Origin of the sequence: Paenibacillus sp. P22, from assembly GCF_000469945.2 — a bacterium.
In the GTDB taxonomy this organism is placed as follows: Bacteria; Bacillota; Bacilli; order Paenibacillales; family Paenibacillaceae; genus Paenibacillus_O; species Paenibacillus_O humicus.
The window spans coordinates 1-12111 of sequence record NZ_CBRA020000027.1; the positions used below are offsets into that span (position 1 = coordinate 1).

12 protein-coding genes and 2 pseudogenes are annotated in these 12111 nt (G+C 59.2%); 7 read left to right on the top strand and 7 right to left on the bottom strand.

Annotated features, from left to right (window positions below):
- The coding region (locus BN871_RS28235) for a hypothetical protein (protein WP_048745019.1) at window positions 1–448 on the top strand (448 nt) is incomplete at its 5' end.
- Between the two features lie 186 nt (window positions 449–634).
- On the opposite strand, the gene BN871_RS06060 is transcribed toward BN871_RS28235, so the two are convergent.
- The gene (locus BN871_RS06060) at window positions 635–949 is read right to left on the bottom strand and encodes a hypothetical protein (RefSeq protein WP_021879922.1); all 315 of its coding nucleotides are present in this window, start codon (window positions 947–949) and stop codon (window positions 635–637) included.
- A gap of 281 nt (window positions 950–1230) precedes the next feature.
- Entirely contained in the window at window positions 1231–1686 is a 456-nt protein-coding gene (locus BN871_RS06065; RefSeq protein ID WP_048745020.1) for a cupredoxin domain-containing protein, read from the bottom strand.
- A gap of 165 nt (window positions 1687–1851) precedes the next feature.
- Between BN871_RS06065 and BN871_RS27505 the strand changes: the two genes are divergently transcribed.
- Both BN871_RS27505 and tyrS read left to right on the top strand, forming a co-directional pair.
- On the top strand, window positions 1852–2040 hold the full coding sequence (locus tag BN871_RS27505; protein ID WP_157060220.1) for a hypothetical protein: 189 nt from the start codon (window positions 1852–1854) through the stop codon (window positions 2038–2040).
- A pseudogene (gene tyrS / locus BN871_RS06070) lies at window positions 1959–2996 on the top strand (tyrosine--tRNA ligase); the annotation flags it as partial. The gene BN871_RS27505 and the pseudogene tyrS, both read left to right, overlap by 82 nt.
- A 108-nt stretch (window positions 2997–3104) precedes the next feature.
- Here tyrS and BN871_RS06075 read toward each other — a convergent pair.
- The gene (locus BN871_RS06075) at window positions 3105–3608 is read right to left on the bottom strand and encodes a hypothetical protein (protein ID WP_048745021.1); all 504 of its coding nucleotides are present in this window, start codon (window positions 3606–3608) and stop codon (window positions 3105–3107) included.
- A 262-nt stretch (window positions 3609–3870) separates the two neighbouring features.
- Between BN871_RS06075 and BN871_RS06080 the strand changes: the two genes are divergently transcribed.
- The 4 genes from BN871_RS06080 to BN871_RS06095 all read left to right on the top strand — a co-directional run bounded on the left by BN871_RS06080 (window position 3871) and on the right by BN871_RS06095 (window position 7954).
- Window positions 3871–4962 carry a LacI family DNA-binding transcriptional regulator gene (locus tag BN871_RS06080; RefSeq protein ID WP_069202504.1) on the top strand — a complete coding sequence of 364 codons (1092 nt, stop codon included), beginning with the start codon at window positions 3871–3873 and terminating at the stop codon, window positions 4960–4962.
- A gap of 317 nt (window positions 4963–5279) precedes the next feature.
- Window positions 5280–5918 (top strand): alpha/beta fold hydrolase, encoded by a 639-nt coding sequence (locus BN871_RS06085; RefSeq protein WP_048745022.1) that lies wholly within the window; start codon window positions 5280–5282, stop codon window positions 5916–5918.
- A gap of 20 nt (window positions 5919–5938) precedes the next feature.
- The gene (locus tag BN871_RS06090; RefSeq protein ID WP_157060221.1) at window positions 5939–6223 is read left to right on the top strand and encodes a hypothetical protein; all 285 of its coding nucleotides are present in this window, start codon (window positions 5939–5941) and stop codon (window positions 6221–6223) included.
- A 435-nt stretch (window positions 6224–6658) separates the two neighbouring features.
- On the top strand, window positions 6659–7954 hold the full coding sequence (locus BN871_RS06095) for a hypothetical protein (RefSeq protein WP_048745037.1): 1296 nt from the start codon (window positions 6659–6661) through the stop codon (window positions 7952–7954).
- A gap of 1004 nt (window positions 7955–8958) precedes the next feature.
- Here the strand turns inward: BN871_RS06095 and BN871_RS06100 are convergent.
- The 4 genes and pseudogenes from BN871_RS06100 to BN871_RS30165 form a co-directional block, all read right to left on the bottom strand.
- Window positions 8959–10137, bottom strand: coding sequence for a glycine C-acetyltransferase (locus BN871_RS06100; protein WP_021880817.1), 1179 nt, complete (start codon window positions 10135–10137; stop codon window positions 8959–8961).
- A 51-nt stretch (window positions 10138–10188) separates the two neighbouring features.
- Window positions 10189–11235, bottom strand: coding sequence for an L-threonine 3-dehydrogenase (gene tdh / locus BN871_RS06105; protein ID WP_021880816.1), 1047 nt, complete (start codon window positions 11233–11235; stop codon window positions 10189–10191).
- Between the two features lie 211 nt (window positions 11236–11446).
- Window positions 11447–11668: a cupin domain-containing protein gene (locus tag BN871_RS30160; RefSeq protein ID WP_374725878.1), complete on the bottom strand. Its 222-nt coding sequence runs from the start codon at window positions 11666–11668 to the stop codon at window positions 11447–11449.
- Window positions 11669–11812: 144 nt separating this feature from the next.
- Window positions 11813–11995 (bottom strand): annotated as a pseudogene (locus BN871_RS30165) (helix-turn-helix domain-containing protein); the annotation flags it as partial.
- Window positions 11996–12111: the final 116 nt, after the last annotated feature.

Genomic DNA, 12111 nt, shown 5'->3' on the forward strand with positions numbered 1-12111 from the left:
GGTCCGCCTCGACCTGGCGCCTCTCCTCCCGCCTCGCGGGAGGACGGCGCTGCTGGCGGACGGACTGCGCTATGAGCCGCAGTCCGCTCCGCTGCAGTGGGAGCTCGGCGTGGCTTATGCCGAGCTTGGGGATGCGCCGCGCGCGGAAGCGCGGCTGCGCGCGGCGCTGCGCCTGGACAAGTGGAACGCGTCCAGGCAGGCGGCCTTGCCGGAGCTGCTGCTACAGCTGGCGCAGCTGCAGCTCCGGCAAGGAAAGGCTGCGCTGGCCCGAGGCACGGCCAGGCGGGGTCTCGCGCTGTATGCGGACTACTCGGAGCTTGTCCGGCAAGCACCGATCCCCGGGACGCCGGCGAACAGCCGCGGCTTCCGCATGATGCCGGAAGCTGCGGCAGCTGCCGCTTCGCTTGCGGAGCTGCTGGACGGCCGGATGGCGGCAGCCATACCGTAGTCCGCCAGCCTTGGTTCTCAGCGCATGAAGCCATACCGTAGTCCGCCAGCCTTGGTCCTCAGCGCATGAAGCCATACCATAGTCCGCAGCCTTGGTCCTCAGCGCATGAAGCCATACCGTAGTCCTCAGCCTTTGGAACCCTAAGCGCGTTCAGCCGCAGCCTTCGCACCGCGGTTTGGATTTCCTTCAGCCGCCGAAGGCATCGCGGAATGCCGACTTCAGCTTTTCCGGGTCGGCCTGCCACAGCTCGGCAATTTCGGCGGCGACGTTGTCGTCCCACCAGTCGCACAGCTTTTTGCGGTTGTCGCGGTTCTCGTGGACGAACACGAGATTGAGATAAACCTTGCGCGTATACAGCTTTTCCGCCTGCTCCATCTGCTCCTTGGAAATGTATCCTTTCAGGCGCTTGGCGGTCCGGTACAGCTCATTGCTGCAGGCGCGCCGGATTTTGCGGGCGGTAGGGAGCTCACGCTGATGCTTGTTGCTTGGCATGCCGTTCATCGAGCCCACTCCTTTCCCCACAATATATGTTCGGGCAGGCAGGATGTGCAGGCCGGCGCAAGCCGGAGGCCATCCGCTTTATCGCCCGGAAGTTTATGCTCTGCTTCGCCTCTTGCTCCTGCCGCGAACGCCTTGGCCGCGCTATGCCGATAGCTTCCGCTCCGGTTCCGGCTTGGGGCGGCGATCCACCCTCGGCCTCATGAAAAAAAGCTGCTTCCCCGAAAGGGAACGCAGCTTTTTCGGCTTTCCAATCGTTTCAAGCATGGCCGGTCCCGGTCGGCCTACTGGACATGGATGTATCCGACCATCGGTCCGCCGTGCTTGAGGTCCGTATGGGTCATGCAGATGATCGGATAGGTGCCTGCTTTTTCCGGCGTGAAGCTGACTTCCGTCACCGACCCTTTTTTGACCACTCCTTTTACGCCGAGCCCTTCAATGACGAACGGGTGGCTGGCGCCGTTGACGCCGGTGATGCGCAGCGTGACCTGCTCGCCTTTCTTCACCGTGAGGAAGTTCGGGCTCCATTGGTACACTTCGATTTCCTTGCCGTCTGCCGTCTGGCTTCTGAACTCGCCGGTGACCATCTCGAATACTTGCGGATTCGCCGCTGCCGTAGCCGAAGCCGCTTCGCCGGAAACGCTCGGATACAGCCTCCAGCAGGCGACGGCAAGAATGGCGATCGTGAGCGCGAGAGCCGCGAGCCGGAGCTGTTTTCTCGTTACAATAATGGCGTTCATTGCGGTCCACCCCTTCTTGTCCATGACATCAACATATTCTATGCATCCGTTCTGGCCGCCATGACCGTTTGTCCTATGGCACCATTTGGGAAGCCTATGATAGAATTACCGGGACAAACACCGGCGGCGAAAGCATCGCCTCATTATGAGATTGGAGTGGAAGGCATGCACTTGTTTCATGAACTCGTCACTTATTTGCTCGGCATCGTAGAGAAGCTCGGGTATTTCGGCATCATTCTGGGGCTGGCCATGGAAGTGATTCCGAGCGAGACCTCATCGGCGATCCGAGCGGCCGCTCCACCGAGCGCTCGCTCAACACGGACGACACGGTCGCGAACTGGACCGAGAGCCTGAAAAACCAGCTGTCGCGCTTCCTCGACTTCGAGGCGGCGGGCAATCCGGCGAAGCTCGTCAGCAACTACGACTGGCTCGCGCCGCTCGACATCATCACGTTCCTGCGCGACATCGGCAAAAACTTCACCGTCAACTACATGCTGGCCAAGGACTCCGTCGACTCGCGCCTCGCGAACGGCATTTCCTTCACGGAGTTCAGCTACATGATTCTGCAGGCGTACGACTTCTTCAAGCTGAACCGCGACCATGGCGTCAATCTGCAGCTGGGCGGCAGCGACCAGTGGGGCAACATTACCGCAGGCCTGGACCTGATCGGCAAAATGGGCGGAAGCGACGCTTACGGCATCACGATGCCGCTCGTCACGAAGAGCGACGGCAAAAAATTCGGCAAGTCCGAATCCGGAGCCGTATGGCTGGACCGGAGCAAGACGAGCGCGTACCAGTTCTACCAGTTCTGGATCAACACGGATGACAGCGACGTCATCCGCTTCCTGAAGTACTTCACGTTCCTCTCCCGCGAGGAGATCGCGGCTCTGGAGCAGGCTGTCGCGTCGCAGCCGGAGAAGCGCGAGGCCCAGCGCGAGCTCGCCCGCCAGGTGACCAGGCTCGTGCACGGAGCCGATGCCGTCGAGAGCGCCGAGAAGATTACGGCTGCGCTGTTCTCCGGCGACGTCACGCAGCTCAGCGAGGACGAGCTGGTCGAGGCGCTGCAGGACATGCCGACGACGGTTATGGGAGAGGCGGCCGAAACGGGGCTGATCGACCTGCTCGTCGAGGCGAAGGCCGCTCCTTCCCGCCGCCAGGCCAAGCAGGATATCGAGAGCGGCGCCGTCTACGTGAACGGCGTCAAGCAGACCGGCATCGACACGATGCTGACGTCCGAGCAGCGCCTGCATGGACGCTACGTCGTGCTGCGCCGCGGCAAGAAGAATTACTACCTCGTGAAGTTCGAATAGAACGGCTTCAGCCCGCACCGGCATCCAGCCGGGCGGGCTTTTTTTTGTCTGAAGCTCCTTGGGCGGCGTTGCGCGGCAGACGGTGAAGCCATCTGCTCCGGTTGTTGGTCAAGGATACAGCTTAGCCATCCAGCGGTAATCGGACCAGAGACGGCTCAGAACCCAGTCCTCCGCTGTCCGGACGGCGGTCGCTTCTCCGGGGACGCTGTAGGGCTGAACCTTACCGCTGTCTTCGGTCACCTTTACAACAACGGTATATTTAAGGTCGTAGGAGTCTTTTGCATCCTTGACCGCTTCAATCTTCATCTCTGTTACTGTTGCCTCCAGATCGGCTTTGTTATAGGCTGCAATCCGGACAGGCATAGCCGTATCCATGTTGGCTTCCAGCTTGTCGAGCAGCTCTCCGGTTACGAGAGGCTTAAGCAAGCTGCCGCGTTCTTTGATCATGGAATAATGATCTTCCGGAATATCGCGATGCTTGACGTCGTATTGAATGTGAATGGCCTTATCCAGAACGGATATGGCTTCCGCTTCATCCGACCCGGCTCCGGAGCAGGCGGTCAATAGAGCTGCAATCAGGCCGAGGGTTAGCAGGATGCGTGTCGTTTTCATTGGATGTCCTCCCCATTTGATCTGAACGCAACGAAGGATTGCGGTTCCGATTGTTCTTTCCCGAGAAATTCTTCCATGGCCTTCCATCTTTTTACGACCCCCGAATAGGAATGGTTGCCATTTCTTGCAAACAAACTTTTCATTCCTAAGATAAAGGGCGCTGAGAAAGGCTGAAATAATTTGAAAAAAGTTGAAGGAACCCTTACACTTAGAAGGAATGAAGACGAACCGGAAAGGGTCGTAAACCTAAGGGGTGAGCATCATGAAAAAGGTTACGCTGCAAATGATTGCCGATAAATTGAGCGTCTCCAAAGCCTTGGTCTCCAAGGCGCTCTCCGGAGACAGCGCCGTCAACGAGGTGACGCGCGAAATCATCTGGAAAACGGCCGAGGAGGAGGGCTACCGGATCAAGGGGAGCAAGCGGCTCGGCAGCTCCTCCCTGACGGGCAATCTCGCGGTGCTCATGCCCCGCGCCTATCTGGACGACCCTGAATATTGGGGCAAAATCATCAAGGGCATCGACGCGGAGCTCGCCAAGCAGACGTACAGCATGGTACTCTCCAGCATCGACGTGACGATGCGGGTGAAGGACGGCATGCCAGCCGCCATCACCGAGCGCAAGGTCGACGGAGTCATCGTGCTGGGGCAGCTGCCGGAAGCCTACACCGATCAGCTGACCAGGCGCAAGCTTCCGTTCGTGCTGGTCGATCCGGACGCGCAGCATCCCGACATGGACCAGGTGCTTGCGAACAATTACCTCGGCGCTTACCAGGCGGTGCAGGCGCTGCTGGCGGAAGGCCACCGCAGGCTTGGCTTTGCCGGAGACGCCTTTACGACCTGGAGCTTTTCGGAGCGCCAGCGGGGCTTTGCGGAAGCAATTGCCGTGCACAACCGCCGCCAGCCGGCCGACCAGGCCGAGGCCGTCATGATCGAGGGCATGGGCGTCAGCGGCAGCGGCATGTATACCCAGCCGGCGTTCGCGGCCGAGCTGGGCGCGGAGCTGCACGCGGAGCGCAGGCTTACGGCGCTTTTCTGCGCCAACGATCTCATCGCCTTCGACGCGCTCAACCTGATCGGCAAGATGGGGCTTTCCTGTCCGCGCGATCTGTCCGTCGTCGGCTTCGACGATCTCACACTCGCCGAGCTGAATCAGCCCAAGCTGACGACCGTCAGCGTGCCCAAGGAAGAGATCGGAGCGAGGGCGGCCCAGCTCGTGCTGGGTAGAATCGGAGAGCCCGAGCGGCTGCCGGAGCTCGTGATGCTGTCGACGTCGCTGATCAAGAGAGAGTCGACAGCTCCGCCGGCCGGAGCGGTCGTTGCCGCTGCTGGCGAGACGGAGACGGCCGAGGCGTAGCGGGCAGGTCGGGAAAAAAGCTCGGGACGGGTCGGGCTAGACAGAAAGAGAGAAAGACAGAAAGACAGAAAGACAGAAAGACAGACAGAAAGACAGAAAGACAGAAAGACAGAAAGACAGAAAGACAGAAAGACAGAAAGACAGAAAGACAGAAAGACAGACAGAAAGACAGAAAGACAGAAAGACAGGGATGGTACATTCAGCCCTGTCTTTTTTTGATGCTGGCAGCCTGCTGCTGCCGAAGATGCGGAGGCGTTTTTAAGAATACATATGCTAGAATAACAAGGAAGATATGGAAGGATAAGGAGGGCTTCGGTATGCATATGAGCTGGATTCAATCTCCATCCGCCTGGGGAACGGACATCCGCTGCCGCTGGATTCGGAGGGACGGCAGCCGCTCCTTGGCCGCTTTGTTTCCAGGACAAGGCTATTCCTGCGAAATGCCGCTGCTGCACTATGCCGGGAAGTCGGCGATGCAGGAAGGCTACGACCTTCTGCTGCTGGAATACGGCTATCAGGCGGCGCGCCGGGATCCTGGTCCCTTCGAGGAAGCGGCAGCTGCGGCAAGCGCCGACAGCGCGGCCGTCCTCAGGCCGCTGCTGGAGCGATATGACCGCCTTGCCTACATCGGCAAGAGCGTGGGAACGGTCGTCTCCAGCCTTGCTCGGGAGTCTCTTGCGGAACAATCGAGAGGCAAGGAAATCCGCCAGATCTTCCTGACCCCGATCGCTCCGGCGATTTCCTCTATCATGCGGAATGGAGGGCTGGTTGCAGTCGGAACAGCCGACCCGGTGTTCGGCCCGGAGCATATGCAGCGCACAGCGGCGGGCAATGGGGTCCGGCTGCTGACGATCGACGGAGGCGACCATGGACTGGAGCTGCCGGATGCCGGGCGGTCGCTGGATGTTCTTCAGGAGATCGTTTCCGCGGTCGGGATGTATTTGAAGGAAAGCTGAAGTTGGAGAGAGGCGAAAATGTGAACCTGAGAGCATATAAGGAAGAGGATGCCCGGGCGATAGTCGATGCCCATGCCGAGCTATACGGGCGGGAGCACGGATATGACGAGTCGTTTCGGGAGATCGTCGACGAGAGAGTGAGAGGAATCGTGGAGCGCAGCGATTCGCGCGAAAGGTTCTGGATTCTGGAGTCAGACGGGCGGCATCTCGGCTCGATCTGCATCAAGCTGGAGCTTCGGCATCCGCCGAGCGGGCCTGCAGGCGCAGTATGTCCGGAATCCGCTGGTTACCACGAATCAGTTTGAGGGATTCAGCAATACCTTTCTGTTCCTGGAAGGAGAGGCAGGCTGCTTCTATTCCATTTTTACTGGAGTGGTGTCCTTCTAGAGTTGAAGGGCGGTTTCTTTGTCGTTACCTGGCAGGCTTTGTTCCGCTGGCCAGCTTCGACAAAGGGGATCTAGCCGCTGGATCAACCGGCTCAGCGTCTCGCGCCGGGAATGATCGGCATGAACGATTTTCAGCTTCATAGTAGCAACCCTTTCATAGTTGGATTGACTTTCATTATAGAAGATCGTTGGATTGCAAAAGGAAAGGATTGAAAAAGGAAGAGAGAAATCTCGATCTTTAACAATTTTAAACACATAATAAAATGTTTATTTATGTTGAACGAAAATAAAGGCCGTGGTATGCTTTTTCTTGAAATCGTTCTCATTTATCCAAGAAAAGGCAGGGATGCATCCATGACGAGCAGGGAATTCATAAGCCGCGAAGGCAGCCGGTTGATGCTTGGCGGCAAGCCGTTCCGGTTCGGAGGCCCCAATATTTACTGGCTTGGGCTCGACGAAAATGTAGGCGGAGTGGACTGGCCGACCGAATTCCGGGTGCTCGACGCGCTGGATGCCGCCGTTCAGATGGGTGCCGCCGTCGTTCGTTCGCATACGCTGGCCGCGTCACAGGGCTGTCCTAAGGCTCTGTCGCCAAAGCGCGGGGAGTACAATGAAGAGGCGTTTCGCCGAGTGGACTTTGCCATCGCAGAAGCCGGCCGCCGAGAACTCAGGCTGCTGGTTCCTTTTGTGTGCAATTGGGCTTATTACCATGGGGGCAGGGAAACCTTTGCCTCCTGGCGCGGGCTCGACGACCCAGGTCTGTTCTATACGGATCGGGCCGTCATCGAGGACTTCAAGTCGTACATAAGCGTCGTGCTGAACAGGGTCAACAGCCTGACGGAGACGGCCTACAAGGATGATCCGACGATCATGGCCTGGGAACTGGGAAATGAGCTCAATGGCGCTCCGGCCGAATGGGTGCGGGAGATCGCCTGTCATATCAAGTCCGAGGACGGCCGCCACCTGATCTCGCACGGCAAGCAGTTCGAGCTGGATCGGGACAAGCTGGGCATCGAGGAGCTCGATATTCTCGACGTGCATTATTATCCTGCCGACGCGGTGAAGCTCGCTGCAGACGCTGCCGACACGGCCGCTGCAGGCAAGGTGTATATCGCCGGAGAGTTCGGATGGCCGGAAGGCGATCTGGAAGGTTTTGTCCGCCATGCCGAGGAGGATGAAAGAGTGGCGGGAACGCTGTTCTGGTCGCTCTTCGGACATGGCGACGGGGGCGGGTACGTGCCGCATTACGACGGGTTCTCGCTTCATTATCCCGGCACGGGCGTCAACGAAGAGATCGGCAGGCGGGTGCTGCGATTGCGTGAGCATGCCTTCCGGATGAGCGGCAGGGTGGTGCCGGAATTCCCGCTTCCGGAAGCCCCTGTCATCACGGCGGCAAAGGAGAAGATCATGTTCCGCGGCGTAGCCGGGGCGGCGATGTACACGCTCGAGCGCTCCAGCCGCGGAGCGGATGGGCCATGGCAGACGGTATTCGCTGCCCGGGAGGCCGATTATGACATGCCTTGGCGCGATCCGCTGCGGGCTCATTCCGCCAAGGCGTGGTACCGCGTCAAGGCTCATGCGCCGGATGGACGGGCAGGGGCTTACTCGCCGGTCTATGAGTCGGAGGTTTTTACGCCGGAGAGCGGGTAGGGAAGAGTTGGAGGCCCGCGGCGGGAAGTCGATAAGGAAGAATGAGTGTGTTAACGTCGGGAAGTCGATAAGGGAGAATGAGTGTGTTATCGTCGGAAAGTCGATAAGGTAGAGTGAGCGGCGTTCACGTCGGGAGCGGGTAGGGAAAAGGGGGAGGCTCTTGTGTAGGAAAGTGAACAAGGAAGAGTCGGGTAGTTCACCCGGAGAATGCTTGAGGAAGAGTGAGCGGCGTTCACGTCAGAGAGCTGGAGCCAGCCTTCGCTAAACCTATATGCATGGAACCAACCAGCCATCTTAGTGCGACGACGGGCAGGAACAGACATAAGCGGCCATGGCGTAATGCTGTGGTCACAGCCCGAAACAAATAAAGCCAGCCGTAGCTTTGAGAAACATAATCTCGGAAGCGGAAATAGCCAGCCATGATGAAGTGAGGCAGCTGAGCAATTCAATGAACTGCGAAAAACCAGCCCGACCGTATTCAATCGGCTATCCACCATCGAACATCATTTCGGACCGCACCAACCAACTTTTCTTTGGGCTCCTGACTGCTATCGGACATCAGATCCGTTATTTCGTCTGTTTTGCTGGAAAAGGGCCTTCTATCGGACATCAGATCCGTTATTTATATCAAAATGGGCTTTTTGGTGACTTAAAGTCTCAAATAGCGGATCTGATGTCCGTTAAATTTTTTTTTAATGCCTGAAAATGGGGAAATAGCGGATCCTATGTCCGATAGAATTGACCAGTAGTTGAAACAGGGATCGATAAGCCTCCGAGAGGTCGCAAAGCCCAGAACAGGCACGAAACAGGCACGGAACAAGGCCATTACAAGCCCAGAACAGGCACGAAACAAGCACGGAACAAGGCCATTACAAGCCCAGAACAGGCACGAAACAAGCACGGAACAATAGGGCGGATCAGACATCAAAAAGGCCGTCCCGGCCAACCAAAAAAGCTGTCCCTGCCGTCGAAGACGGGGGACAGCTTTTTCAATATCCAAACGGTCAGCCCAGCAGGCCGAACTCGCGTCCGACCTTGAGCAGCGCCTGGCGCGCGAACTCGAGATCCTCCGCCGTGTGGGAGGCGGTGATGATGAAACGGACGCGGCCCTTGTCGGCGGCGACGGTCGGATAGACGATGGCCGGAGCGAATACGCCCTCTTCAAGCAGCCGAGCCGAGAACTCCATCGTGCGTGCGGCTTCGCCGACGACGATCGGGATGATCGGCGTCTCGCTGGCGCCGGTGTCGAAGCCGTCCGCCTGGAGCTGCGAGCGGAAGGAGTTCGCCGACGCCCACATGCGCTCGCCGAGCTCGGGGCTGCTGCGCAGCACGCGAATCGCCTCCAGGCAGCTTGCTGCGACGGCCGGAGTCTGCGATGTGCTGAACAGGAACGGACGCGCCTTGTGGATGAGGTACTCCTTGAGCGCGAGGCTGCCTGCCGCGTAGCCGCCGACAACGCCGACGGCTTTGGACAGCGTGCCGATCTGGATATGCACGCGGCCGTTCAGGCCGAAATGGTCGGTCGTGCCCTTGCCGTTCTTGCCCAGCACGCCGCTCGCATGGGCGTCGTCGACGCAGACGATCGCGTCGTAACGCTCGGCCAGCTCGACGATTTCCGGCAGCGGGGCGATGTCGCCGTCCATGCTGAAGACGCCGTCCGTGACGATATAGCGGCGGTTGAACGAACCGGATTCCTTCAGAATTTCCTCCAGCTGGTTCATATCCTTGTGCTTGAAGATGCGGCGGGCTGCCTTGGTCAGGCGGATGCCGTCGATGATGCTGGCATGGTTGAGCTCGTCGCTGATGACGACGTCCTCAGGCTGCAGCAGCGTGCCGAACACGCCCTGGTTGGTCGTGAAGCCGGACTGGAACACCAGCGCGGCCTCCGTTCCCTTGAATTCGGCGAGCTCGCGCTCCAGCTGGTCATGGATGTCGAGCGTGCCCGAAATCGTGCGGACGGAGCCGCTGCCGACGCCGTACTTCTCGATCGCCTCGATCGCGGCCTGCTTCATCCGGGGATGGTCGGTCAGGCCCAGGTAGTTGTTGGAGGCCATCTGCAGGATGCGGCGGCCGCCCATCTCCATCCACGGGCCGGAGCCGCTCTCCCAAACGGCGGGCAGGCGATAGCGCCCCTGCCGCTTCAGCTCCTCCAGTTCGTCCTTCAATCCGTCTAGTCCGGCCATTGGCGGATCTCTCCTTTTTGAACGGGGCCGCGTCGGCCCTTTAGTATGACTCTACTCGTGCTTGAACACGATCTTGGCGCATTGCCCGGAGCCCATCAGCTCGAAGGCTTCCTCGAAGCGGTCCAGCGTGAACGTATGGTCCACGAGCGGCCGCAGGTCGATCCGGCCGGCGTCGAGCAGGCCCTTGATCTGATGCCAGGTTTGGTACATTCTTCGGCCCGTGATTCCGTATACCTGCAAGCCTTTGAAAATGATGTGGCGGGCCAAATCAATCGGCACCGCCTTGGACGGAATGCCGAGCAGCGAGACGCGTCCGGCGTTCGCCATCGCCTCGAGCAGGCTGTTGATCGCGTGGCCGTTGCCGGACATCTCGAGGCCGACCTCGACGCCAGCGCCGTCCGTCAGGCCGCGCAGCTCCGCCGCGACATCCTTGCCGGTCTCCGACTTGATGCAGGCGTCCGCGCCGAGCTTGGCGGCCATGCCGAGCCGGTAATCATGCAGGTCGACGGCGATGATCTTGCCCGCGCCGACGGCTTTGGCGACCTGGATCGCCATGAGGCCGATCGGGCCGCAGCCGATGACGGCGACGGACTTGCCGACGATATCTCCGGCCATGACGGTGTGGACCGCGTTGCCGAGCGGATCCTGGAGGCAGGCCAGCTCATGCGGCAGGGAAGGATCGTTGTGGATGATATTGACGGCTTTGGTCACGGCGTATTCCGCAAAACAGCCCGGAGCGCTGATGCCGAAGCTGCGCGTATTCGGGCATACATGCGCGTTGCCGGAGCGGCATTGCTTGCAGGTGCCGCAGACGATGTGGCCCTCGGCCGACACATGGTCGCCGACGGCGACATTCGTGACAGCGCTTCCGACCGATTCGACGATGCCGGAAAATTCGTGGCCGAATACGTTCGGCGTCACGACGTTCTGCTCCGCCCATTCATCCCAGTGGTAAATATGCATGTCGGTGCCGCAGATGGAGCTTGCTTTCACCTTGATGCGGACTTCGTCGGCGGCTATTTGCGGAATCGGCACTTCCATGAGCACGGCGCCGGCTTTGCGCTCCGCCTTGACCAAACCAATCATCGTATCCTTCATTTTTCATTCTCCTCTGATCAAGAATGATCGTCATAACGAACATATGTGCAGTATATGGTACTGCTTCGTATGTAATAGTATATTAGTCGACCCTGCTTTGTAAACAACAAAAAACAACCTTCTGCGAAGGTTGTTGGAAGTCGGAAATCCCTTATGGGGCGCGCGTTCGCGCCGGTTGGACGGCCGTCCGCGAGGGGCAGACACGACCCCTTTAGAACGGGTAGAGAATGATGCTTTGAAGCTCGGTCTCCTCTTCCCCCGACTCATTGAGATACGTATGCGGCTGCCCGGCGTCGAAGCGGATCGCGTCGCCCGTTCCGGCCGTGTAGGACTCGTTGCCGATGACCATTCGGAGCGTTCCGCGCGTGACGGTGACGAACTCCTCGACGCCTTCGTGATGGGGCTCGGCCTCATAGACGCAGCCAGGCAGCATGACGACCCGGTAGATCTCGAAGCGGGAGCTGTCGTTGTACGAGAACTGCGGATAGCTCCTATATTTGCCGTCCCCGGCCAGAATGGGAGAGCGGACGGAAGCCTTCACGAGCGTGACGGACGGCCGTTCCTCTTCGATCAGGTCGGAGACGGAGATGCGCAGTCCGCTCGCGATTTTCCACAGCACCGTAATGGTCGGGTTGGAATCGGCGCGCTCGATCTGGGCGAGCATCGTCTTGCTGACCCCGGTCAACTCGGACAGCTTGTCCAGGCTGTAGGCCCGGGCCTTGCGGATTTTCTTCAAATTGCGGGCAACCCGCAGCACCATCGTGTCCACTGCATAACCTCCATGCTTTATTGTCTTGGTCCGCAGATCCCAATGGAGACCATGAGCGTTCCTATTTCCCTTTTTCCCTTTTGCCTGCTTCTCAGCCGGAATCGGCC